General features: G+C 70.7%; 21 protein-coding genes and 1 pseudogene. 10 read left to right on the forward strand and 12 right to left on the reverse strand.

Annotation, left to right across the window (positions count from 1 at the left end; translation table 11 throughout):
* Window positions 1-158: 158 nt before the first annotated feature.
* Window positions 159-1,442, reverse strand: coding sequence for an adenylosuccinate synthase (locus ACIBTS_RS16325; RefSeq protein WP_399319889.1), 1,284 nt, complete (start codon window positions 1,440-1,442; stop codon window positions 159-161).
* A gap of 197 nt (window positions 1,443-1,639) precedes the next feature.
* On the opposite strand from ACIBTS_RS16325, the gene ACIBTS_RS16330 reads away from it, so the two are divergent.
* The 3 genes from ACIBTS_RS16330 to ACIBTS_RS16340 all read left to right on the forward strand — a co-directional run bounded on the left by ACIBTS_RS16330 (window position 1,640) and on the right by ACIBTS_RS16340 (window position 5,096).
* Window positions 1,640-2,659: a diacylglycerol kinase gene (locus tag ACIBTS_RS16330; RefSeq protein WP_399319891.1), complete on the forward strand. Its 1,020-nt coding sequence runs from the start codon at window positions 1,640-1,642 to the stop codon at window positions 2,657-2,659.
* Window positions 2,660-2,992: 333 nt separating this feature from the next.
* A complete protein-coding gene (locus ACIBTS_RS16335; protein ID WP_399319893.1) occupies window positions 2,993-3,409 on the forward strand; it encodes a DUF6086 family protein in 417 nt (138 codons plus the stop codon).
* Between the two features lie 178 nt (window positions 3,410-3,587).
* Window positions 3,588-5,096, forward strand: a complete 1,509-nt coding sequence (locus ACIBTS_RS16340; protein ID WP_399319894.1) for an APC family permease — start codon at window positions 3,588-3,590, stop codon at window positions 5,094-5,096.
* Window positions 5,097-5,117: 21 nt separating this feature from the next.
* On the opposite strand, the gene ACIBTS_RS16345 is transcribed toward ACIBTS_RS16340, so the two are convergent.
* The gene (locus ACIBTS_RS16345; protein WP_319675107.1) at window positions 5,118-5,612 is read right to left on the reverse strand and encodes a MarR family transcriptional regulator; all 495 of its coding nucleotides are present in this window, start codon (window positions 5,610-5,612) and stop codon (window positions 5,118-5,120) included.
* Between the two features lie 73 nt (window positions 5,613-5,685).
* Here ACIBTS_RS16345 and ACIBTS_RS16350 point away from each other — a divergent pair, with 73 nt between their 5' ends.
* The 3 genes from ACIBTS_RS16350 to ACIBTS_RS16360 all read left to right on the forward strand — a co-directional run bounded on the left by ACIBTS_RS16350 (window position 5,686) and on the right by ACIBTS_RS16360 (window position 8,474).
* Entirely contained in the window at window positions 5,686-6,585 is a 900-nt protein-coding gene (locus ACIBTS_RS16350) for an ATP-binding cassette domain-containing protein (RefSeq protein WP_399319897.1), read from the forward strand.
* The gene (locus ACIBTS_RS16355; RefSeq protein WP_399319898.1) at window positions 6,582-8,159 is read left to right on the forward strand and encodes an ABC transporter permease; all 1,578 of its coding nucleotides are present in this window, start codon (window positions 6,582-6,584) and stop codon (window positions 8,157-8,159) included. Before ACIBTS_RS16350 ends, ACIBTS_RS16355 begins: the two co-directional genes overlap by 4 nt.
* 66 nt (window positions 8,160-8,225) lie before the next feature.
* Complete coding sequence (locus ACIBTS_RS16360) at window positions 8,226-8,474, forward strand: hypothetical protein (RefSeq protein ID WP_399319899.1); 249 nt, start codon at window positions 8,226-8,228, stop codon at window positions 8,472-8,474.
* Here the strand turns inward: ACIBTS_RS16360 and ACIBTS_RS16365 are convergent.
* Window positions 8,458-9,675 (reverse strand): cytochrome P450, encoded by a 1,218-nt coding sequence (locus tag ACIBTS_RS16365; RefSeq protein WP_319675111.1) that lies wholly within the window; start codon window positions 9,673-9,675, stop codon window positions 8,458-8,460. The two genes, ACIBTS_RS16360 and ACIBTS_RS16365, sit on opposite strands and share 17 nt — an antisense overlap.
* A 79-nt stretch (window positions 9,676-9,754) precedes the next feature.
* Window positions 9,755-10,198 (reverse strand): hypothetical protein, encoded by a 444-nt coding sequence (locus ACIBTS_RS16370; RefSeq protein ID WP_399319901.1) that lies wholly within the window; start codon window positions 10,196-10,198, stop codon window positions 9,755-9,757.
* A gap of 300 nt (window positions 10,199-10,498) precedes the next feature.
* Between ACIBTS_RS16370 and ACIBTS_RS16375 the strand changes: the two genes are divergently transcribed.
* Both ACIBTS_RS16375 and ACIBTS_RS16380 read left to right on the forward strand, forming a co-directional pair.
* Window positions 10,499-11,350, forward strand: a complete 852-nt coding sequence (locus ACIBTS_RS16375; RefSeq protein WP_399319903.1) for a helix-turn-helix domain-containing protein — start codon at window positions 10,499-10,501, stop codon at window positions 11,348-11,350.
* Between the two features lie 96 nt (window positions 11,351-11,446).
* Window positions 11,447-11,539, forward strand: a pseudogene (locus ACIBTS_RS16380) (DUF397 domain-containing protein); the annotation flags it as partial.
* 6 nt (window positions 11,540-11,545) lie between these two features.
* On the opposite strand, the gene ACIBTS_RS16385 reads toward ACIBTS_RS16380, so the two are convergent.
* Window positions 11,546-12,919, reverse strand: a complete 1,374-nt coding sequence (locus ACIBTS_RS16385) for an MFS transporter (protein WP_399319905.1) — start codon at window positions 12,917-12,919, stop codon at window positions 11,546-11,548.
* Window positions 12,920-13,073: 154 nt separating this feature from the next.
* Between ACIBTS_RS16385 and ACIBTS_RS16390 the strand changes: the two genes are divergently transcribed.
* Window positions 13,074-13,670, forward strand: coding sequence for a helix-turn-helix domain-containing protein (locus ACIBTS_RS16390; protein ID WP_399320135.1), 597 nt, complete (start codon window positions 13,074-13,076; stop codon window positions 13,668-13,670).
* Window positions 13,671-14,166: 496 nt separating this feature from the next.
* Entirely contained in the window at window positions 14,167-14,499 is a 333-nt protein-coding gene (locus ACIBTS_RS16395; RefSeq protein ID WP_319341624.1) for a MerR family transcriptional regulator, read from the forward strand.
* Window positions 14,500-14,605: 106 nt separating this feature from the next.
* Here ACIBTS_RS16395 and ACIBTS_RS16400 read toward each other — a convergent pair whose 3' ends face one another.
* The 7 genes from ACIBTS_RS16400 to ACIBTS_RS16430 form a co-directional block, all read right to left on the reverse strand.
* Window positions 14,606-15,271, reverse strand: coding sequence for a response regulator transcription factor (locus ACIBTS_RS16400; protein ID WP_319341625.1), 666 nt, complete (start codon window positions 15,269-15,271; stop codon window positions 14,606-14,608).
* A complete protein-coding gene (locus tag ACIBTS_RS16405; RefSeq protein WP_399319907.1) occupies window positions 15,268-16,662 on the reverse strand; it encodes a histidine kinase in 1,395 nt (464 codons plus the stop codon). Before ACIBTS_RS16405 ends, ACIBTS_RS16400 begins: the two co-directional genes overlap by 4 nt.
* Window positions 16,663-16,764: 102 nt before the next feature.
* Window positions 16,765-17,649: an alpha/beta hydrolase gene (locus ACIBTS_RS16410; RefSeq protein ID WP_399319909.1), complete on the reverse strand. Its 885-nt coding sequence runs from the start codon at window positions 17,647-17,649 to the stop codon at window positions 16,765-16,767.
* A gap of 313 nt (window positions 17,650-17,962) precedes the next feature.
* Window positions 17,963-19,237 (reverse strand): kynureninase, encoded by a 1,275-nt coding sequence (kynU, locus tag ACIBTS_RS16415; protein WP_399319911.1) that lies wholly within the window; start codon window positions 19,235-19,237, stop codon window positions 17,963-17,965.
* A complete protein-coding gene (locus ACIBTS_RS16420; protein WP_399319913.1) occupies window positions 19,230-20,093 on the reverse strand; it encodes a tryptophan 2,3-dioxygenase family protein in 864 nt (287 codons plus the stop codon). Before ACIBTS_RS16420 ends, kynU begins: the two co-directional genes overlap by 8 nt.
* A gap of 156 nt (window positions 20,094-20,249) precedes the next feature.
* The gene (locus tag ACIBTS_RS16425) at window positions 20,250-20,663 is read right to left on the reverse strand and encodes a DUF3151 domain-containing protein (RefSeq protein WP_399319915.1); all 414 of its coding nucleotides are present in this window, start codon (window positions 20,661-20,663) and stop codon (window positions 20,250-20,252) included.
* A gap of 66 nt (window positions 20,664-20,729) precedes the next feature.
* Window positions 20,730-22,229, reverse strand: a complete 1,500-nt coding sequence (locus ACIBTS_RS16430; RefSeq protein ID WP_399319916.1) for an MFS transporter — start codon at window positions 22,227-22,229, stop codon at window positions 20,730-20,732.
* Between the last annotated feature and the right edge of the window lie 27 nt (window positions 22,230-22,256).

A 22,256-nucleotide genomic window follows, 5' to 3' on the forward strand; every position in this document is an offset into this window, starting at 1 on the left:
CGCAGAAAACAACCAGAAATACGCCGAATGCCGGAAATGCGTGACCCCCGCCGGAACAGATCCGACGGGGGCCACGCACTCCTGGACGAGCTCCTGACGCTCCCCTACATCCGCTGCATCCGCTGCATCCCCTGCATCCCCTGCATCCCCTGCATCCGCTACAGGAACGAGTTGATCTCGATCGTCTCGTCGCGGCCCGGGCCCACGCCGATCGCGGAGATCGGGGCGCCGGACATCTCCTCCAGCGCCTTCACATACGCCTGGGCGTTCTTCGGGAGGTCGGAGAACGACTTCGCCTTGGTGATGTCCTCGGACCAGCCGGGCAGGGTCTCGTAGACCGGCTTCGCGTGGTGGAAGTCGCTCTGCGAGTACGGGAGTTCCTCGACCCGCTTGCCGTCGATCTCGTACGCCACGCAGACCGGGATCTGCTCCCAGCCGGTGAGGACGTCGAGCTTCGTCAGGAAGAAGTCCGTCAGGCCGTTGACGCGGGTCGCGTACCGCGCGATGACCGCGTCGAACCAGCCACAGCGCCGGTCACGGCCGGTCGTCACGCCCCGCTCGCCGCCGATGCGGCGCAGCGCGTCGCCGTCATCGTCGAACAGTTCCGTCGGGAACGGGCCCGAGCCGACGCGGGTCGTGTACGCCTTGAGGATGCCGATGACCCGGCTGATCTTCGTCGGACCCACGCCCGCGCCCGTGCAGGCGCCGCCCGCGGTCGGGTTCGACGAGGTGACGAAGGGGTACGTGCCGTGGTCGATGTCGAGGAGCGTGCCCTGACCGCCCTCGAAGAGGACGACCTTGTTCTCCTCCAGCGCCTGGTTCAGGACCAGCACCGTGTCCGTGACGTAGGGGGCCAGCTTTCCGGCGTAGTCGAGCAGCTCCTCCACCACCTGGTCGACGGCGATCGCGCGCCGGTTGTACAGCTTGGTGAGCAGCTGGTTCTTGGCGTCGAGCGCTGCCTCCACCTTCTGGGTGAGGATCGACTCGTCGTAGAGGTCCTGGACGCGGATGCCGACCCGGTTGATCTTGTCGGCATAAGTCGGACCGATCCCGCGCCCGGTGGTGCCGATCTTGCGCTTTCCGAGGAAGCGTTCCGTCACCTTGTCGACAGTCACGTTGTAGGGCGTGATGATGTGCGCGTTGCCGCTGATCAGCAGCTTCGACGTGTCGACGCCGCGCTCGTTCAGACCGCTCAGCTCGGAGAGCAGTACCGAGGGGTCGACGACGACACCGTTACCGATGACCGGCGTACAGCCGGGGGACAGGATTCCGGAAGGGAGCAGGTGGAGTGCGTACTTCTGATCGCCCACGACGACCGTGTGGCCGGCGTTGTTGCCACCCTGATAGCGCACTACATAGTCCACCGAACCACCGAGCAGGTCGGTGGCCTTTCCCTTGCCTTCGTCACCCCACTGAGCACCGAGCAGCACAAGTGCGGGCACGCGCGTACACCCCTTCCGGGTGGGGCATGTCCAAGGTCAGGGGCGCACGCGGCAGTTCGTACCACCGCGTGCACCGCGACCGTCTTCGGTCGCCAGTTGTCGGACCCGGATGCCCCGGAATAGACGAAGCCCCTGGCGCAATAGCGCAAGGGGCTCTTGCACAAAGATGCTACCCGAGGAAGCGAGGCAGGACCGAGGTGGCGACTTCTCCGACGTCCGATCAGCTGCTGGTGATCATCGATCCGGTCGCCCGAAGCATGGACGGGGAGTCCGTCCGAATCGCGAAAGACGTGCTCAGCGCGGGTGCGGCGAGTACGAAGGTGTGCCTGCCCGAGGATCCGGAGGAATTCGCCCGGGTGCTGTCCCGGCGGGGCTCGCGACGACCGGTGGTCGTCGGCGACGACCGTGCGCTGAACCGCGCGGTGGCCCTGCTGCACCGGCAGCGGGCGCTGGCCGAATGTGTGCTGTCGGTGGTGCCGGTGGGCGACTCGCTGAGCGTCGCGCACGCGCTGGGGGTGCCCACGGGGGCCGTGGCGGCGGCCCGGGCCGCCCTGGACGGCGCCGAACGGCGGCTGGACGTGCTCGTGGACGACAGCGACGGGGTGGTGCTGGGCGCGCTCAGGATCCCACCGATACCACTCGCCCCACGTGACTCGCGGGGTTCACGGGAGTGGCGGGACGCCGGGGACACCCGGGACGAGCTGGAGGCGTCCGACGGGACTGACCAGAGCGACCGGACCGACCGGACCGACTGGACCGACCGGACTCACGGGACCGACGGGGCGGCCCGGGCCGGCCGGGCGGAGGGCGCGGAAGGGGCGGAGGGGCTCGTGCACGGCGGGCGGCACTGGCTGCGCACGTACCAGTCGCTCGTCCGCACCCTGGTGCCGTCGCGGCCCTCCCGCCTCTCCCCCGCCCCCGCCCCGCCCGGACCGGCCCGGCTGCGCATCGAGGTCGACGGCGTGACGCTGGTCGACCTCGACCAGCCGGTGGCGGCGGTCTCGGTGACCCCGGGTCCCGCGGGCACGGCCGTCGTGACGGTACGGCCCCTGTCCCTGGGCGCGGAGGCGGCCCCCCTGGAGGCCAGGGGCCGCACGGTGACCGTCTCGGGCGCGGACTTCCGCTACCGGGCGGACACGGCCGTCGCGGGGCCGGTACGGCGGCGGACGTGGACCGTGCGGGAGGGCGCGCTGGGGCTGATGCTGCCGGGCCGGTGACCGGGCAGAGCCTGTGTCATATCCCCGGCCGGATCAGCGTGCGGCGTCATGGGGGTCCCCCCGCTCGAGCGAAGCCGAGAGTGGGGGAGCGTGCGATCGCAAGGCGCCGGAGCGCCCTCGTGGCGGAGTCACGTGGGCGTTTCGGCAACGCGGCTGGGGGTCCCCCCTCTGGGGGAGTGCGTGCCAGGCGTCGCACGCCCGGCCGGGGATATGACACACGCTCTAAATCCGGAGCGTCCGGCCGACGGCCCTGGTTACGCTGCGCATCCGTTGACATGAACGCGCACGCGCTGCGAAGGCCATGGACGCGCGCGCAGGCGAATGGGGGCCGCGATGAGCCAGTACTACGAGGTGGACGGCGAGTCGGTGTGGAACCCGGCGACGAAGGCCTCCGAACTGTTCCTGGCGCATGCGCGCGTCTACGAGGAGTGGCTCGGCGTGCCGTCGGGGTTCGGGCCGATGGAGAACGACGAGTGTCAGATCGACGTGCCGGTCTTCGAGGCGTACGTGAACGCCCTGCTCGACCGGCACAACCGGACCAGCCACGCGATCATCAACGCCCTGTCCGACGGGTTCCTCGCCACCGTGCTGGCGCTCGCCGCGCGGATCGGCCTGGACCTCCGTCTGCCGGAGCCGCCCGCCACGCTCGACGGGTTCATGGCCGTGCAGGTGCCGCTCTCCACGGACCCCGACCGCCCGGCCCGACTGCGCGCCCAGGTCTTGGAACTCCAGCGGGCCATGCCCCGCTGAGCCCACCCGCTGAGCCCACCCGCCGACGTACTGCCACCGACCACAATCGACCGATCTAAAGGTCTGGTGACAAATATTTAACCGGTCCTGCCCCTTGAACGACTCATTGGGACTGCACCATCCTGCTCCATCAGGGCGTCGATCCGGCGCACCGGCCGGCAACGGAAGGGGCCACCCGATGGCAGTGCAGGAGGGCGTCGCCCCCGAGGAGACGACAGACGGCGGCGAGACCGTCCACCGGCTCAAACCCAACGCCATCGGCCTGCTCGGCGTGGTCTTCATGGCCGTCGCGACGGCGGCGCCGATCACCGCGATGACCGGCAATGTGCCCTTCATGGTGTCGTCGGGCAACGGCGTCGGGGCGCCGGCGAGCTACCTCGTCGCAATGGTCGTCCTGGCAATCTTTTCCGTCGGCTTCACCTCGATGGCGAAGCACATCACCTCGACGGGCGCCTTCTACGGCTTCATCTCCTACGGCCTCGGCCGCTCGGTCGGCCTCGCCTCGGGGCTGCTCGCGACCTTCGCGTACGTCGTGTTCGAACCGGCGCTGATCGGCATCTTCTCGTCCTTCGCCACGACGACCCTGAAGGACCAGACGGGGTTGCACATCCCGTGGTGGGCGTTCGCGCTGCTGATGCTCGCGATCAACGCGATGGGCACCTGGTTCGGCGTGTCCGTCGCCGAGAAACTGCTCGTCGTCCTGCTCGGGACCGAGGTGACGATCCTCGCGGCGATGGCGGTGTCGGTCGCCTTCCACGGCGGCGGCCCGGACGGCTTCAGCCTCGACCCCGTGAACCCGGTCAACGCCTTCAAGGGGACCAGCGCCGGGCTCGGCCTGTTCTTCGCCTTCTGGTCGTGGGTCGGCTTCGAGTCGACGGCGATGTACGGCGAGGAGTCCCGCAACCCGAAGAAGATCATCCCCAAGGCCACGATGATCTCGGTGCTGGGCGTCGGCGTCTTCTACGTGTTCGTGTCCTGGATGGCCATCACGGGCACCGGCCAGGCGGACGCCGTGAAGGTCGCCACCGCCGACCCGCTCGCCCTCTTCTTCAACCCCACCGAGCGCTACGTCGGCCACTGGGCGGTCGACGTCATGCAGTGGCTGATGATCACCGGCTCGCTGGCCTGCGGCATGGCCTTCCACAACTGCGCCGCCCGCTACATGTACGCGCTCGGCCGCGAGGGCGCCTCGCCGTCCCTGAAGAACACCATCGGCCGCACCCATGCCCGGCACGGCTCCCCGCACATCGCGGGCCTGGTCCAGACGGCCGTCTCGGCCGTCCTGATCGGCGCGTTCTGGGCGGCCGGCAAGGACCCGTACACCGGGACGTACGTCCTGCTCGCCATCCTCGGCACCATGGCGATCCTCGTCGTGCAGGCGGTGTGCTCGTTCGCCGTGCTGGTCTACTTCCGCTCGCACCACCCCGAGAGCCGACACTGGTTCCGCACCTTCACCGCCCCGCTCCTCGGCGGCGTCGCGATGCTCGCCGTGGTCGTACTGCTGGTGTCCAACATGGGCGTGGCGGCCGGCCCGGAGTCGGGCTCGCTGGTGCTGAAGGCGACGCCGTGGCTCGTCGCGCTGATCGCGGTGGCGGGCGTGGGCTGCGCCCAGTACCTCAAGAGGCGCTCCCCCGAGAAGTACCTGCTGCTGGGCCGGACGGTGCTGGAGGAGACGAAGGAACGCTGACCCGGCCGCCGGGTGCCCGGCTCACCGACCGAAGGTCTGGTCGCGGTGCACCCGCCACCGTTCCATCAGCGCGGTGAGCTCGCCCTCCAGGTAATCGAAGAAGGCGAGCGTCTCGGCGATCCGCCGGCCGCCTGCAGTCGCGGCGCCGAGGCTGTCGACACCCTCGCGCAGGGTCTGCCCCCACCGCTTGAGGATGGCATCCCGACTGGTCAGCGCCTCGTACCACTGATCGCTGTGCACCCGGTAGCGCTCACGCCGCGAGCCGGGTTCACGCTCCCGCGAGACCATGTGCACCTGCGCGAGATAGCGCACCGCCCCGGAGACGGCGGCAGGGCTGACCTGGAGCTGTTCGCCGAGTTCGGCGGAGGTCAGGCTGCCGGAGTCGGACGCGAGCAGCGCGGCGAACACCCGGGCGGCCATCCGCTGCATCCCGGCCTCGACGAGCTGCGCCGCGAAGGACTCGACGAACCTCGACACGGCCTCGGCGTCCCGTCCGGCCTCGGGTGATTCGGTCATGGCCTCATCCTATCCGGGCTTCATGTACTTCCTTAACTTCACAATTTCCTGAACGAAGCGTACGTTCTGAAGCATGACGAAGGCCATCACCGTGTCCGGACTGCACAAGTCCTTCGGCCGCACACACGCCCTCGACGGCCTCGACCTGGAGGTCGAGACGGGCGAGGTGCACGGCTTCCTCGGCCCCAACGGCGCCGGCAAGTCCACGGCCATCCGCGTCCTGCTCGGCCTGCTGCGCGCCGACTCGGGCGCCGCCCAGGTCCTCGGCCGCGACCCGTGGACCGACGCGGTCGAGGCCCACCGCCGCATCGCCTACGTGCCGGGCGATGTGACGCTGTGGAGGAATCTGTCGGGCGGCGAGGTCATCGACCTGTACGGCCGCCTGCGCGGCGGCCTGGACGCCAACCGCCGGGCCGCCCTGATCGACCGCTTCGAACTCGACCCCACCAAGAAGGGCCGCACCTACTCGAAGGGCAACCGGCAGAAGGTCGCCCTGGTGGCCGCGTTCGCCTCGGACGTCGACCTGCTCATCCTGGACGAGCCCACCTCCGGACTGGACCCCCTGATGGAGGAGGTCTTCCGACGCTGCGTGGCGGAGGAACGGGACAGAGGCAGGACCGTACTGCTGTCGTCGCACATCCTCAGCGAGGTCGAGGAACTCTGCGACCGCGTCAGCATCATCCGCAAGGGCCGCACCGTCGAGACGGGCTCCCTGGCCGACCTGCGCCATCTGACGCGGACGAGCGTGACGGCCGAACTGGCCGGCACCCCGAACGGGCTGACCCACCTCCCCGGCGTCCACGACCTCGACGTACAGGGAAAACGGGTGAAGTTGCAGGTCGACACCGCCCAACTCGACGCCGTCCTGAGGTCGTTGACAGACACGGGCGTCCGCTCGCTGACCTCGACGCCACCGACGCTGGAGGAACTGTTCCTGCGCCACTACCAGGACCACCAGGGGACGGGTGCATGACCACGCTCGCGGGCACCCGCCCGCTCCTGCGCTTCGCGCTGCGCCGCGACCGGGTGCTGATCCCCGTCTGGGTGGCCGTGAACACCCTGATGGTCCTCTCCATGCCGAACACCCTGAAAGGCCTGTACGGCACCCCCGCCGACCGGGCCGACCTCCTGCGCCAACTGGAGACCAACTCCTCCCTGCGCGCCCTGATCGGCCCCGTCTTCGACGACTCCCTCGGCGGGCTCACCGCCTGGCGGGTGGGCGTGTACGCCGGTGCGCTCGCCGCCGTGACGAGCCTGCTGATCGTCGTACGGCACACCCGTGACGAGGAGGAGAGCGGACGTCAGGAGCTGATCGCGTCCGGCATGGTCGGCCGGCGCGCGTCGCTGACGGCGGCGCTGCTCGCGGCCGGGGTCGCCAACGCCGTACTGGCCCTGCTGGTCGCGGCGGGACTGGCGGGCCCGGCGGGTCTGGGAACGGCGGGCGCTCTCGCGTTCGGCCTCGGTCTGGCCGGGGTGGGCATGCTGTTCGCCACGACGGCGGCGATCGTCGCGCAGCTCACGGAGAGCGCGCGACTGGCGCGGGGTCTCACGGCGGCGGTGCTGGGCGCGGCGTTCGTCCTACGGGCGGCGGGCGACGCGTCGACGACCGACGGCTCCTCGCCCCTGACCTGGCTGTCCCCGCTCGGCTGGCTGGAGAACCTGCGGGCGTTCGCGGACGAACGGTGGTGGGTGCTGCCGCTCTTCGCGGCGGCGATCGCGGCACAGGCCGCGCTGGCGTACGGACTGGCCGGCCGACGCGACCTGGGCATGAGCTTCCTGCCGACCCGCCCGGGTCCGCCGACCGGACGTCTGGGCACGGCCGCCGCGCTGGCCTGGCGACTGCAACGGGGCGGTGTGCTGGGCTGGAGCGTCGGCTTCTTCCTCACGGGGGTGGTGTACGGCGGCCTGACGGAGGGCGCGGCCGACCTGGTCGCCGACAACGACAAGGCCCGCGAGATCTTCGAGCGGATGGGCGGGCAGACGGGGCTGACGGACGCGTTCCTCGCCTCGATGATCGGCATGCTCGGCCTGATCGCGGCGCTGTACATCGTCGCGTCCGTCCTCCGGCTGCACGGCGAGGAGACCTCGGGCCGCGCGGAGCCGGTCCTGGCCAACGCGGTGGGCCGGCTGCGCTGGGCGGCCGGTCACCTGCTGGTCGCCTTCGGCGGCGCGGCCCTGATCATGCTCCTGGCGGGTCTGGGCTTCGCGGCGGGCTACGGCAAGGAGGCCCTCCCGATCCTGGCCGCCTGCCTGATCCAACTCCCGGCGATCTGGCTGGTGGGAGGCCTGACGGTCCTGCTGTACGGCACGGCCCCGCGGCTGGCCCCGGCGGCGTGGGCCGTGGCGGGCGCGATCCTTCTCATCGGCTGGATCGGCCCGGCGCTCGATGCTCCACAGGCGGTACTGGACGCCTCCCCCTTCGGCCACCTGCCGAAGCTGCCGGGCGGAGCGATGGAGTGGACGCCGGTGGTGGTGCTGGCGGTCGGGGCGGCGGTACTGGTGGCCGCGGGCCTGGCGGGACTGCGCCGCCGGGACATGACCACGTGACGACTTGACGGGCGTGAGGGTGGTTGGGGGGAACCCTGTGGCAGCCTGCGCGCGTCCATGCGAGGCATGGGACAACGTACGCAGTCGGCCGTCGGTTGCCTCGCCATGGCGCTCGGGTGGGGCGCGGGGCTCGCCGTGTGGGCCGTGGACGTCCGCGCCCGCTTCTGGCGGTTCGAGCAGGCCCCCGACTGGAAGGTCCTCTACGCCGAACTGCCGCTGGCGCTGCTGGGCGGGACGGCCGCCGGCCTGGCTCTGTGGGCCGTGACCAGCCGCCTGCTCCCCCGTCTCCTAGCCCGCGTCAGAGGGTCACGCTGAGCCCCTCCAGCCCGCGGATCACGAAGTTCGGCTTGCGCCGCGGCTCGGCGGCGAGGGACAGGGTCGGGGCGCGTTCCAGCAGTGCCGTCATCGACGCGGCCAGCTCGATGCGGGCCAGCGGTGCGCCGATGCAGTAGTGGATGCCCGCGCTGAAGGAGATGTGCGGGTTGTCCGCGCGGGTCAGATCGAGCCGCTCCGGGTCGGCGAACACGGCCGGGTCGTGGTTGGCGGACCCGAACAGCATGGCGATCTCGGCCCCCCGGGGCACGACGGTCCCGTCGATCTCGATGTCGTCCAGCACCCACCGCTCGAAGAGCTGCAGCGGGGTGTCGTACCGCATCAACTCCTCGACGGCGGACGGCACGAGCGAGTGATCGGCACGCAGCGCGGCCAACTGCTCCGGGTTCCGGAACAGCGCCCACCACCCGTTGACGGTGGCATTGACGGTCGCCTCGTGCCCGGCGTTCAGCAGCAGCACGGCGGTCGAGATCATCTCCTGCTCGGTGAGCCGGTCGCCCTCGTCGTGGGCGGCGATGAGCCCGGAGATCAGATCGTCGCCGGGCTCCTTGCGCCGGGCGGCGATCAGCTCCCGCAGATACTCGGAGAACTCGACGGAGGCGCGCACAGCCCGCGCCGCGGTCTCCTGCGACGGGTGAAGCTCGTACATCCCGCAGATGTCGGCCGACCAGGGCCGCAGCGGCCCCCGGTCCGACTCCGGAATCCCCAGCATCTCCGCGATCACGGCGACGGGCAGCGGCTCGGCGACCTCGCTCAGCAGATCGCCCCCGCCCGCCTCCACCAGCCGGTCCACCAGCTCCCCGGCCAGCCGCCGCACATACGGCTTCAACTGCTCCACGGTGCGCGGCGTGAACGCCTTCGACACCAGCCGCCGGATCCGCGTGTGGTCCGGCGGCTCCAGGTCGAGCATCCCGTGGTCGTTGAGCGTGTGGAACGGCTCCTGCTCGGGGGGCGGCGCGGTCCGCCCGAAGTCCTCGTGCGTGAACCGGTGCTGATACGTCCGCCCCAGCCGCCGCTCCCGCAACAACGCCGACACATCCGCATGCCGCGACACCAGCCACTGGTCGGTCGGCTCGTAGTAGATCACCCGCCCCCGTCCCCGGAGCTCGGCATACGCCGGATACGGATCCGCCACGAACGCCGGATCCCACGGATCGAAGGAAAGGTCATCGACTACAGCCATGACCGGACGCTAGCCCGTGCCCGGGGGTGCTGACCAGGGGGGACTCGGGAAACGGCAATCAGACCGGCCGGGGTGGGGGTCAGGACTTGGTGGTAGTCCAGGCGCTGCAGGAGCTGTCGATGACGTGCTTGTTGTGCCACTCGCCGGCGCAGACCCGGATCTCGAGGATGTATCCCTCGTGGAGGTCCTTGTTCTGGTAACGATACGTCTGGAAGCCGGCGGTGTTCCAGATGGTTCCCTGCCGAATGGTCGCCTGGGTCTCGGGGTAGACGCTGCGCCAGGCGACGAGGGTCGCGTGCCCGTCCTGCTTCTCGTCGACGACCTCGAACCAGTCCCCGACCTCGCGGAAGCAGCCCTTGCCCACGGAGTTGTGGGCGCACGCGCCGGCGGACGGAACACTCCCGTCATACGGCGTGGGGTCGGCCTCGTCGATCTCGAAGTTGACGGCCGAGGCGTTGCCGATCGTGAGCAGGGTCGCGGCGGCGATGCCACCAAGGACAGTGGCTATTCGTGCTGTGCGCAAGGCAGTTGCTCCAGGAGAGTTGTTCGTGTTGAGACCCGGTGAGTCTAGAGCGCACGGCCCTGACAGGGGTTGTGAACTGCTGGCGATTGAGTGTGCACGGGTGTGTTCTGGCGCGCATGGGTGAGTCTCGCTGCCGCAGCAGGTCCGGCGGCTCTGGAGGGGAACAGGAGTTTCTTGGTCGAATGGGTGACCTTTGCCGGTGGTGGTCGTTGGATGCGGTGAGGGATTCCTCGGGCTGACGCGGGGAGGGGCGGAAGGGATGGGCGGGTTGCGGGAGATGGCTGCGTCGTTCGTCGCCCCATGCCCGCAGGTGGACGGCCGACGGTGCGCAGCAGGCGTCTCGGCAGGGCACTCAGGCAGTACCGGCTGGACGCCAAGTTCGACCAGCCACAGGCTGCGACGGTCATCGCGTCAAGTCAGGCCAGGATCAGCCGCCTTGAGAGTGGGCACGTCACCGCGCGCGTCATCGAAGTGCGGCTACTGCTGGATGCGTACGGCGTAAGGGACCCGGACGTCTGCGCCAAGCTGGAAGAGTTGGCCAAGCACTCGAAGAACAGGGGCTGGTGGCTCGAACATGCCGAGCACCTACGGCCCGACTACGTCGATCACATCGCGTTGGAGGACGACGCGACCTACATCCGCGAGTGGCAGCCGGTGATGATGCCGGGACTCCTGCAGACACCGGCCTATGCGGAAGCGGTTATCGCCGCCAGTCCCCACTACATCGAGCCGGAACGGGCCGCCCAGTTGGTGAAGGTCCGCATGGGAAGGCAGGCGAAGATCGAGGAGGGTGGAGCCTCGTACACGGCCATCCTCTGGGAAGCGGTCCTCGCGCAACCGCTGGTGAGTATCGAGATCCACCGGGAGCAGCTGTCCGCGATCCTTGAAGTCGGAAAGCGGAAGAACGTCACCGTACAGGTGCTGCCGATCAGCGCGGGCGTACTGGCGGGCTACTCCTGCGCCTTCTACTCCTTCAGCTTCGATGAGGAGCCGACGGTCGAAGCGGTCGCCATGGACAATCTGCGGGGCACGTCCGTCCTGGAAGGGGCCGAGGACCTTGCCGCTTACGCCAGTGCGTTCGACCTACTACGATCGTCAGCGTTGACACCGGACGCGAGCGCGAAGCTCATCCGGGGCATACTGCGGAGCTAGAAGGAAGACACATCGACCGAGGTCGTTAGCCCCTTCTGGAAGTCCTCGCACTCGGGCGCGGAGAACGCCTGCGTCGAGGTCGCCGACACCGCCACCGGCGGCCGCGCCGTCCGCGACAGCAAGCAGCACGACGGCCCCCTCCTCGCCGTCTCCCGTGAGGGCTGGCGCGCTTTCGTCCAACAGTTCTGAACAGCGTCACGCGGGGGCCGTGACGGCCTTCGCCGGTCGTGACACGTGGGCGACGACGAAGAGCAGTGCGCCGCAGGCAGCGACCAGGATCCAGCCCGGGCGGGACGCGTGTGCGAGTTCCGTCGGGCTGGCGGCCGTGACCAGGCCTCCGGCGAGAGCGATGCCGAGGGCGGAGCCGAGTTGCCGTGCGGTGGAGGTGATCGCACCGGCCACGCCGGCCCGGGCGAGCGGCAGTCCGTTGACCGCCGTGTTGGTGATCGGGGCGTTGGCGAAGCCGAACCCGATGCCGATGAGCGCGTACGCGGCCAGAAGCAGGAGCACGCTCGTGTGCGGGGTGAGCCGGACCATGCAGAGCCCGCCGGCCGTGATGAACCCGCCGGCGAGGAGCAGCGGCAGCCGTGGTCCCGTGCGGCCGACCATGCGGCCCGACCAGGGCGCGCAGAGGCTCGCTCCGACGGCCAGGGGCAGGGTCGCCACGCCGGCGGCCAGCGGCGTCCATTCCCGGGTGTGCTGCAGGTAGAGGGTGTTCAGCAGCAGTGTCACGTTCAGGGCGACGAAGACCGCGACCGCGCCCACGACGGCGCCTGTGAAGACCGGTCGCCCGAAGAGCCGTGGATCCATCAGCGGCTCACGTCGGCGGGACTCGGCCCACACGAACCCGGCAGTCGCCATGGCGGCCCCCGCGTATCCCGCCAGCGCCGCGGGCGACGTCCAGCCGATGCGCGGTCCTTCGATCAGGACGCCGACCACGACGGCGAGGACGATGGTCAGCAGGACCTGGCCGGGCAGGTCGAGCGGCCGGGCCCGCGGTGCCCGGGACTCCGGCACGAACACCGCACTGAGCAGCAGAGCGGCCGCGACGACGGGTGCGTTGATCCAGAACAGCGCCCGCCAGTCGAGCCCTGCGAGCAGTGCGCCGCCCGTGACAGGTCCGGCGGCCATGCTCAGTCCGAACACCGACGCCCAGACGCCGATCGCCTGCGCCCGTTCCTTCGGGTCCGGCATCGCGTTCACCACGATCGCGAGCGCCACGGGGCTGAGCATCGAGGCGCCGACGCCCTGCACGGCGCGGGCCGCGATGAGCACGCCCGCCGACGGGGCGAGCGCGCAGAGCAGTGAGGCCGCGCCGAACACGGCCAGCCCGCACTGGAACACCCGGCGGCGTCCGAAGCGATCCGCCAGTGCGCCGGAGGAGATCAGGCAACTGGCCAGGACGAGGGTGTAGGCGTCCACGATCCATTCGAGGCCGCGCGTGTCGACGTCCAGGCCGCGCCCGATGGCCGGCAGGCCCACATTGACGACTGTGGTGTCCAGGCCCACCAGGAACATGCTCAGGCAGCAGACGGCCAGCACCGTCCAGCGTCTGCGCGCACTCAGCACGGGTTGAACGGGCTGAACGGGTTGAACAGGGTGTGTCGTCTCGGTCTCGGTCTCGGTCACGGTCTACCTCTGACGTCCGGGAAACAATGGCCCGGCAAGACTCGGCTCGCACGACGGCCGCGGCCCATCAATTTTGCGAACACTGCAAAACTGGATCCATGAACACAGGATCCGGGGACGCGAGCTTGAGCAGATCCTCGACGGCATCGGACCCCGGTTGCGCAGGCTGCGCCGGGAACGAGGACTCACGCTCGAGGCGCTCGCGGCCACGACCGGGATCTCGGTCAGCACACTGTCCCGGGTGGAATCGGGCCGTCGACGCCCGACTCTGGACCTGCTCATCCCGCTGGCCCGGGCGCACCGCGTCGCACTCGACCAGCTGGTGGCGGCGCCGGCCAGCGGTGACCCCCGGGTACACCTGCGGCCCCTGCACAAGGAGCGCGGGAGCGTGCTCGTTCCCCTGACGCAGTACCCGGGCCGCGTGCAGGTCTTCAAGCAGGTATTGGCGCCCCGCCGGCCGGAACTGGTCACCCACGAGGGCTACGAATGGCTCTACGTCCTCGCCGGCCGGCTACGCCTCATCCTCGGGGCGCGGGACTTCACGCTGCGGCCCGGCGAAGTGGCCGAGTTCGACACCGCCGAGCCTCACTGGTTCGGCCCGGCGGACACGAACGCCGTGGAGATCCTGCACCTGTTCGGCCCACGGGGAGACCAGGCCATCGTCCGCACCGGCCCGTCCACAACACCCTGACCCGTGGCGTGGCGACTTCACCTTCACCCTCAAGCGCTGGATGCGACAGAATTGCATGCATCGGACATGAAGAAAATCTGTCATGGCGGCAGTAGACATCGGCATGCCGCGGGGTTACTGTTTCTTCGTACCCAGGAAGTCGAAGTGGGCACGGCAGACATGAACTGCCGTGCAAGCAGGTCAAGCAGGACGCGGCCTCTGAGGGCCGTGAGCAGTACCCGCGGTATCCAGCAGTACAAGCGAAGTCACCGAAGAAAAGGAGCAGACGCCATCAGGATCGCCCGGGCGAGGGAGTAGCCGCCCGGGTACCGCAGGCCCCGGATTGGAAGGTGGTCCCCGGTCACGCATCAGCGATCCCCGCAGCCCCGCCCACCCGGGCGGAACCTGCGGACACAGAAGGCCGGCGCAGTTGGCCGGTAGATGGTGTTGAAAGCTCGGGGCCCGGGTGCCAGTACGGCACCCGGGCCCCCCGACGCGTCCCTGAAAGAAGAGGTCTATGCCCGCTGCCAGTACCCGTCCCGCCGACAATCTCGACGACGACGACTACCCCGCCTACACCATGGGCCGGGCCGCCGCGATGCTCGGCACCACCCCCGCCTTCCTCCGCACCCTCGGCGAACACCGCCTGATCACCCCGCTGCGCTCCGAAGGCGGCCACCGCCGCTACTCCCGTTACCAGCTGCGCATCGCCGCCCGTGTCCGCGAACTCGTCGACCAGGGCACCCCCATCGAGGCCGCCTGCCGCATCATCATCCTCGAAGACCAGCTCGAAGAAGCCCAGCGCATCAACGAGCAACTGCGCAACCGAGGCCCCGAAGCCTCAGCCTGATCAGGACACCGGAAGCGCCGCGTCCCCGACCGCACAGGGCAATACATCTAGGGCCTGCCCGGCGGAACATGCCGCAGACGCGGGGACTTGATCCGCCGGACAGGCCCTAACCCGGCGTCACCAACCTCGCCTCGTACGCGAACACCGCCGCCTGGGTGCGGTCCCGCAGGCCCAGTTTCACCAGGATTCTGCTCACGTGGGTCTTGATGGTCGACTCCGCCACCACCAGCCGGCCGGCTATCTCCAGGTTCGACAGACCCTGGGCGATCAGGACCAGCACCTCCGTCTCCCGCTCGGTCAGATCGCCGTACGCCGCCTGGGCGGTCGGGGACAGCCGTGGGGAGTCGGAGAGCTTCGAGAACTCCGTGATCAACCGCCTGGTGACGGAGGGCGCCAGGAGGGCTTCGCCCGCCGCCACCACCCGTACCCCGTCCGCCAGTTGACGGGCCGAGGCGTCCTTCAGGAGGAAGCCCGACGCCCCCGCGCGGAGCGCCTGGTAGACGTACTCGTCCAGGTCGAAGGTGGTCAGGACCAGAACCTTCGCCGATCCGTCCGCCGCCACGATCTCGCGCGTCGCCTCGATGCCGTTCAGCTCGGGCATACGGATGTCCATCAGGACCACGTCGGGAGTCAGTTCGCGGACCCGCTCCACCGCCTCCCGGCCGTTGACCGCCTCGCCGACCACCTCGATGTCCGGCATCGCGTTCAGCAGGACCGAGAAGCCCTCGCGCACCATCATCTGGTCGTCCGCTATCAGTACGCGGATCGTCATGCTCCACCCTCGTCAGGAGAAGAATCGGAAGAAGCGGAAGAAGCGGAAGCCATCGGGACCGGCAGGAACACCGTCACCTCGTAGCCCCCCTCCGGTGTCGGTTCCGCCGTCATCTCACCGTTCAGCATCGTGACCCGCTCGCGCATGCCCGTGATGCCGTGACCTGCTCCGGGAGAGGGCTTGATCAGGGACGGGTTGGGCGGACGGCTGTTCACCACGCGCAGACCCAGGCCGCCCAGGACGTACCCCACCTCCACTCGGGCGCTCGCCCCGGGCGCGTGGCGCAACGTGTTGCTCAGCGCCTCCTGCACGATCCGGTACGCCGACAGCTCCACACCCTGCGGCAGTTCGCGCACCGCGCCCGTGATCCCCTTCTCCACGTCCAGACCGGCCTCCCGCACGTTGGCGAGCAGCGCGTCCAGCTCGGCGAGGGTGGGCTGCGGGGCGTCGGGGACCTCGTAGTCCTCGGCGCGGACCACGCCCAGCACCCGGCGCAGCTCCGTGAGCGCCGCCACCGCGTTCTCCCGGATGGTGGAGAAGGCCTTCTCCAGCTCCGGTGGCGGATTCTCCACCCGGTAGGGCGCGGCCTCCGCCTGGATCGCGACCACCGACATGTGGTGCGCGACCACGTCATGCAGCTCACGGGCGATCGTGGTGCGCTCCTCCAGCAGGGTGCGCCGGGAACGCTCGTGCGCGGTCACCGTCTGCTGGGCCGTCACCTCCTGCTCGGCCTGCCGGCGGATGTGCCAGACGGTGACGGCGAGCAGGATGATCGCGGAGAACACCAGCATCGGCGCGATGTTCGTCTCGTAGTGGCCCGAGCTGAAGGCGGTCTCGGCGACGAGGCCGTACAGCCCCGTCAGCAGCCACATCCACGCCGTTGTGCGCGGCCGGGTGCGTATCGCCACGACCGTCAGGACCAGCAGGTGGGAGAGGAAACTGCCGGGCAGCCACGGCCAGTTGCCGTAGGTCGTGCCGACCAGGGCCACCACCGTCGTCGACGCGAGGGACAGCCAGAACGCGCCGACCGGCCGAACCAGCGTCATCAGCACCGGCGCCAGGACGAGCAGGCCGATCACGGTGCCGAACAGGCCCCCGCCGTCGTCCGTGTAGCCGATCAGCATCGCCAGCACGCCACCCGCGCCGACGATCCCGTGCCGGGACCAGGCCGCGTACTCCCGCCTGCGGCCCTTCGCGATGCGTGCGAGGACGCCGGTGGGCTCGCGGCGGGGCAGCGGGCGGTAGGCGAAGGCGTCGTGGAACAGGTCCTGGCGCATGCCGCGCAGGGCGTCCACGGCCGCCCGGAACTCCGGGCTGCGCGGCCGGTAGGCCTCGAACGGGTCCGCCGGGTCGTCCGGGTGCGTGGTGTGCATCTGCGTCGTGTCGGTCACATGCAAAACGGTAGGCGCAGCCCGGGTCCACGTCGTCACCAGTGAGAGGGGTTCCAGCGGCTCCGTCTCAAGTACTACGGGTACTCCCTCCCCTTCCCGACCTCACCACGCCAGTTGCGCGATCTCCTCCGCCACCACCGCGCACGCGTCCGCCGCCGGGTCGATGAGCGGGAAGTGGCCGACGTCCTCCAGGAGGGTCAGGCCCACCACCTCGCCCGCCTTCGCCGCCGCGTCCGCGTACGCCTCGGCGACCGCCTGCGGCACGACCAGGTCGGTGCGGCCCTGGACCAGCGTCGTCGCGATGCCCGTCGGCAGCAGGAGGGCGGGGTCGGCGTACGGTCGGCGCTCGTCGAACTGCTCCTCACCGCCGAGGAGTTGACGGGCGGCACCGCCGCAGACGTCCAGTTTCTCGGCGACCGTGAAGTCGGCGATCGGTGCGAGCGCGACGACGCCCCGCAGCGGAGCGGGGCCGCCGGTGCGCCAGGGGGCGTCGGCGGGCAGCACATGCCGGGCCGCCGCCCACAGGGCGAGGTGGCCGCCCGCCGAGTGGCCGGTGAGCACGGTGCGGCGGGCGTCGGCCTGCGGCAGGGCCTCCCCGACGAGGGCGGGGAGCGCGTCGAGGGCGGCGGCGATGTCGTCGAGGGTGTCGGGCCAGCGCCCCGCGATCGGGGATGTCCCCTGCGGGGCCGGGCTCTCGGCGCCGCGCCGGTACTCCACGTTGGCCACGGCGAACCCGCGTCGGGCCAGGAAGTCCGCGAACGGAGTGACGTGCCGCCGGTCGTACGGTGCGCGCCAGGCCCCGCCGTGCAGTACGACGACGAGCGGGACGGAACCGCCCGGACCGCTCTCCACGCGCGGGGCGTAGAAGTCGATCACCTGGTCGGGGTGGTCGCCGTACGACCTGGTGACGTCGGGGTCGACGGGCGGATGCGAGAAGGCCGACTCCTCCTCAGCGGCGGCCCGGGCTGCGACAACGTCGTCCGGCATGCTCCAACCTCTCAGCGACGAAACGGATTTGGACGGCACGGATAGTGGACCAGGGGAGAATTCGGCCGCTGGCCGGGACGGTATCAGGCCCGTGACGTGCGCGGACACACGGATGTCACGCTGGGTGAGAGGTAAACGGTTCTGCTGGTGTCACCCCTGTGGGCTGCCCGCCAGGGATGCCGATCTCCTGGGCGTACCCCCAAGTACGCCCAGGAGAGCCGGTCGGCTCAATCAGCCGCATCGGTGATCGGTCGGATCCACGATCAACGGGATCCACGACCAGCCGGATCCGGCCGACCAGCCAGCTCTTTCGTCAGCCGGACCGGCGCAGTTCCTCGCCCAGGATCCGCGCCGCCCGTTCCACGTCCGCGAAGCCGACGTACAGCGGGGTGAAGCCGAAGCGGAGGACGTCCGGGCGGCGGAAGTCGCCGACGACCCCGCGCACCACGAGCCGCCGCATGACGTCGCCGGCGTTCTCGCAGCGCAGCGCCACCTGGCTGCCCCGCTCCTCGTGACGCACCGGAGTCAGCGACTCGACCTGCCCCTCGGGGACGTACGCGGCGACGCACTCCAGGAAGAAGTCCGTAAGGGCCAACGACTTCGCCCGCACCGTCTCGATCGACACGCCCTCCCAGACGTCGAGGGCCGCCTCCAGGGCGAGCATCGACAGGATGTCCGGGGTGCCGACGCGCCCGCGCAGCGCGCCCCGGGCCGGCTCGTACGTCTCCCGCATGCCGAAGGGCTCCGCGTGCGAGTTCCAGCCGGGCAGCGGCGAGTCGAAGCGGTCCTGGAGTTCGCGTCGGACGTACAGGTACGCCGGCGAACCCGGGCCGCCGTTCAGGTACTTGTAGGTACAGCCCACCGCGAGGTCCACGCCGTGCTCGTCGAGGCCCACCGGCAGGGCGCCCGCGCTGTGGCAGAGGTCCCAGACGGCGATCGCGCCCGCCGCGTGCACGGCGGCGGTGAGCGACGGCAGATCGTGCAGGCGTCCGGTGCGGTAGTCGACGTGGTTGAGCAGGACGGCGGCCGTGCGCTCCGACAGCGCGGCCGGCACCTCGCCCGGCGTCACCGGGATCAGTGTGCGGCCGGTCAGGCGGGCCGCGGACTCGGCTATGTAGCCGTCGGTGGGGAAGGTCGTCGCGTCGACGAGGATCTCGTCCCGGACACCCCGGTCGCCACCCCGGCCTCCCCGGTCGCCGTCCCGGGCATCCCCGGCGTCGTCCGCGAGGCGTACCGCGCCCACAAGTGCCTTGAAGACGTTGACACTTGTCGAGTCGCCGACCACGATCTGCCCGGCCGCCGCGCCCACCAGCGGGGCGATCCGGTCGCCGATCCGCTCGGGCGCCGTCCACCAGCCGCTCTCGTCCCAGGAGCGGATGCGCAACTCGCCCCACTGGCGGCGGACGACGTCCTCGACGCGGCCGGGGACGGCGGCGGGCAGCGCGCCCAGCGAGTTGCCGTCCAGATAGACGCCCGCGGCCCCGTCGGCGTGATCGGACCCGGTGTCGAGGACGAACCGTGCGCGCAGGTCCGCGAGTTCGTCACCCGCGTCCAACTCCTTCGCCTCGAAGGCGAGTCGGTCAGACATGGGACCTCGCCGTCCACAGCTCGGGGAACACGTTCTTCTGGGTGCGCTTCTCCAGCCAGGCCACGCCGGCCGAGCCGCCGGTGCCCGCCTTCGCTCCCATCGCGCGGCGGGTGGCGACGAGGTGGTCGTTGCGCCAGCGCCACACCAGCTCGGCGACGTCCGTCAACGCCTCGCCGAGGCGGGCGACCTCGTCGCTCTCGTCGCCCGAGTAGACGGTCGTCCACACCGCTTCGACGTCCGGGGAGGGCTCGTAGCGCCGCGAGACGTCCCGCTCCAGGACGGAGGAGGGGATCGGGTGGCCGCGGCGGGCCAGCAGCCGCAGCACCTCGTCGTACAGGCCCGGCTCGTGCAGCGCCTTCTCCAGCTCCGCGTGCACGCGGGGTGCGCCGCGGTGCGGGACCAGCATGGACGCGGACTTCTCGCCGAGCAGGAACTCCATGCGGCGGTACATCGCCGACTGGAAGCCGGAGCCCTCGCCGAGCGCGGAGCGGTAGGCGTTGAACTGGGCCGGGGTCAGCTGGGCGAGCGGCTTCCAGGAGGCGTTCAGCGCCTCCAGCTCGCGGACGGAACGCTTCAGCGCGGCGATCGCCGTCGGCACGTCGTCCGAGCGCAGGGCGTCGGCCGCCGTCTCCCACTCATGGACGATGACGGTGAACCACAGCTCCATCACCTGGGTCGTGACCAGGAAGACCATCTCTCCGGGATCGTCGGAGAGGGTGTGCTGGAGGTGGGTGAGCACGTCCGCCTTGACGTAGTCCTCGTACGGCGTCGTACCCGCGCTGTGCCAGTCCATTTTCGGGGCGAGATGCGGGGTCTCGGGCTCCGAAGCCTCGTGGGGCTGAGCCTGGAGGGACATCGCTGTCTCCTGTTGTGTACTCCGGGTAGCGGTCCGCCCCTGCCGTCATCGACAGGGCGCCCCGGTCCCCACCTGCATCCTGCGCAATACCGACCCGAAAACGCAAGGCCCGTCCGGTCACACCAGCACCGGACGGGCCACCCGCACCCCTACGGGCTAGCCCAGCGTCTGGGCCGCCGTCTGCGAGGAGTCCTTCAGGAACTGCGTGCAGCGCTCGTACTCCTCCTGCTCGCCGATCGCCTGCGCGGCGCGGGCGAGGGCGTGCAGGGCACGCAGGAAGCCACGATTCGGCTCGTGCTCCCAAGGCACCGGTCCGTGGCCCTTCCAGCCGCTCCGCCGCAGGCTGTCCAAGCCGCGGTGGTAGCCCGTACGGGCGTACGCGTACGACTCCACCACGCTGCCCCGCTCGAACGCGTCGTCGGCGAGCTGGGCCCAGGCCAGCGAGGACGTCGGGTACTTCGCGGCGACGTCGGCGGGCGCCGTGCCGTTCGCGAGGAGCTCGCGCGGCTCCGGGTCGTCGGGGAGGTGGGTCGGGGGCGGGCCCCCGAGGAGGTTCTCGTGAATGGACATGCGTCCAGTGTGCCCCGAGCCGGGAGGTCACCGAGGGCCACCGCCCCCAGACCCCAACTTCGGCCCTTAGGGGGCCTCGTCCTCCATCGCCGGACGGCCTGAAAGCCGCGGTTTCGCCCGCTCCCCCTCCAGCGGCGGGGCCAGCACGCTGCCGTGCGTCCTGCACTCGGGCCTGCGGCAGTCCGGCGGCGGCCGTCGTACGGTCGCGAAGGCCACCGCCGCGCCCAGCGCCAGCACGCCCGCGCACAGCATCATCGCCCGGCGGAACGCGTCGTCGAAGGCGTCCGCCGAGCGGTACGCCTCCTGTCCCATCCCGGTGAGCAGCGGCAGCGCCGCCACCGCGATCAGGCCCGCCGCCCGCGCCGCCGCGTTGTTGATGCCGCTGGCCAGGCCAGCCCGGGCGACGTCCACGGAGGCCAGGACGGTCGCCGTCAGCGGCGCCACCAGGGACACCATGCCGAGGCCGAGGACCAGGACGGCCGGCAGGACGTCGGGGACATAGGAGGCGTCCGGCCCCACCCGCAGCATCAGCAGCATCCCCGCCGCGCACAGCAGCGGGCCGACGGTGAGCGGGATGCGCGGTCCGATGCGGTCGGCCAGTTCGCCGGAGCGGGCGGACAGCAGCAGCATCAGCACCGTCGTAGGCAGCAGTGCCGTGCCCGCGCCGAGGGCCGACCAGCCGGCCACCACCTGCAACTGGACCGCGGAGAGGAAGAAGAACCCGCCGAACGCCGCGTACACGCACAGGGTGACCAGGTTGACGGCCGTGAACTGGCGGGACGCGAAGATGTCGGGCGGAAGCATCGGGTCCGGGCGGCGCCGCTCCACCGCCACGAAGGCGGCCCCGGTCGCCACGCCCGCGACCGCCGCCGCCACGACCACCCCCAGAGGTCCGCTCCCGGCCTCGATCAGGGCGTACGTGACGAGGGCCAGCGCCAGCGCGCCCAGGACGGCGCCCAGGACGTCGAAGCGGCCGTGTTCACGTCCGTCCCCGGACTCGGGCACGTGCCGCAGCGCCACCGGCACGCACACCAGCGCCAGCGGCACGTTCAGCAGGAACACCCACCGCCAGCCCGGCCCGTCCACCAGCCAGCCGCCCAGGAACGGCCCGACGGCCGCCCCGATGCCCCCGAACCCCGACCACAGGCCGACCGCCCGCCCCCGGTCGTCGCGGCGGAAGGAGGCCTGGATGAGCGCGAGGGAGCCCGGCGTGAGGAGCGCGCCGCCGACGCCCTGCAGGGCACGGGCGGCGACCAGCACCCCGGCGTTCGGGGCGAGCCCGCACAGCAGCGAGGCGGCGGCGAACCACACCACCCCGACCAGGAAGACCCTCCGCCGCCCGTACCGGTCCCCCAGGGAACCGCCGAGCAGGATCAGCCCGGCCAGCGTGAGCAGATAGGCGTTGACCGTCCACTGCAGGGCGGCGAGGTCGGCGTCCAGGTCGCGGCCGATGCGCGGCAGGGCGACGTTGACGACGGTCGAGTCCAGCAGGGCCATGCTGGAGCCGAGCACGGTGGTGAACAGGATCCACTTGCCCTGGGAGGAGGCCAGCCGGACGTCGGGCATGTCCTCAGGTATACAGCGAGCCCGGCG

The sequence above is a fragment of the Streptomyces sp. NPDC050121 genome (assembly GCF_044460385.1).
Classification (GTDB): domain Bacteria; phylum Actinomycetota; class Actinomycetes; order Streptomycetales; family Streptomycetaceae; genus Streptomyces; species Streptomyces soliscabiei.